This is a genomic window from Companilactobacillus kedongensis, assembly GCF_003946625.1.
Classification (GTDB): Bacteria; Bacillota; Bacilli; order Lactobacillales; family Lactobacillaceae; genus Companilactobacillus; species Companilactobacillus kedongensis.
In genome coordinates, this window is the sequence record NZ_RHOR01000036.1 from 1 (window position 1) to 1,489 (window position 1,489).

At 47.2% G+C, this 1,489-nt stretch carries 1 rRNA gene; it reads right to left on the reverse strand.

Features of this window, described 5'->3' with window-relative positions:
- Window positions 1-1,489: ribosomal RNA gene (locus EKM60_RS11065) — 23S ribosomal RNA — on the reverse strand; the annotation flags it as partial.

Below are 1,489 nucleotides of genomic sequence, written 5' to 3' on the forward strand. Positions count from 1 at the left end.
ACCTGTGTTTTTGATAAACAGTTGTTTGGGCCTATTCACTGCGGCTGACTATCTCTAGTCAGCACCCCTTCTTCCGAAGTTACGGGGTCTTTTTGCCGAGTTCCTTAACGAGAGTTCTCTCGCTCACCTTAGTATTTTCTACTCGACTACCTGTGTCGGTTTACGGTACGGGTACATTCTCTCTGGCTAGAAGCTTTTCTTGGCAGTGTGACTATAGAACCTTCGCTACTTTAATTTCGCTCCTTATCACGCCTCGTACTTCACGAAAATAAGCATTTCACTCATTCTCATACTTAACGCTTAAACATGGATTTCCAGCACCATGCGTTCTTTATCTCCTGCGTCGCTCCTTTGCTCGTAACGATTAAATGCAGTACAGGAATCTCTACCTGTTCCCCATCGGCTACACCTCTCGGCCTTGTCTTAGGTCCCGACTTACCCTGGGCGGACGAACCTGCCCCAGGAAACCTTAGTCATTCGGTGGATAGGATTCTCACCTATCTTTCGTTACTCATACCGGCATTCTCACTTCTAAAAGCTCCATTTGTCCTCACGGTCAAACTTCACCGCCTTTAGAACGCTCTCCTATCACGTAGTGTCTTCCACTACATCCACAGTTTCGGTACTATGCTTAGCCCCGGTAAATTTTCGGCGCAGCGTCACTCGACTAGTGAGCTATTACGCACTCTTTCAATGATGGCTGCTTCTGAGCCAACATCCTAGTTGTCTACGCAACTCCACATCCTTTTCCACTTAGCATAGATTTTGGGACCTTAACTGGTGATCTGGGCTGTTTCCCTTTCGACTACGGATCTTATCACTCGCAGTCTGACTCCCGAAGATAGATACATGGTATTCGCAGTTTATCTGGATTCAGTAACCCCTGACGGGCCCTTCGTCCAAACAGAGCTCTACCTCCATTATCCTTTCTTCGAGGCTAGCCCTAAAGCTATTTCGGAGAGAACCAGCTATCTCCAAGTTCGTTTGGAATTTCACCGCTATCCACAATTCATCCCAGCAATTTTTAACTTACACGGGTTCGGTCCTCCAGTGCGTTTTACCACACCTTCAACCTGATCATGGATAGGTCACTTGGTTTCGGGTCTACATCAACTAACTATCTCGCCCTCTTCAGACTCGCTTTCGCTCCGGCTCCATCTTTTCTGATTTAACCTCGCTAATTAACGTAACTCGCCGGTTCATTCTACAAAAGGCACGCCATCGCACTTTAATGTGCTTTGACTATTTGTAGACACACGGTTTCAGGTTCTTTTTCACTCCCCTTCCGGGGTTCTTTTCACCTTTCCCTCACGGTACTGGTTCACTATCGGTCACTAGCTAGTATTTAGCCTTACGAGATGGTCCTCGCTAATTCAACCGAAATTCCTCGTGTTCCGGCCTACTCAGGATACTGCTAAGTGCGCTCATAATTTCGCTTACGGGGCTCTCACCCTCTCTGGCCTACCTTCCCAGATAGTTCTGCTATTAC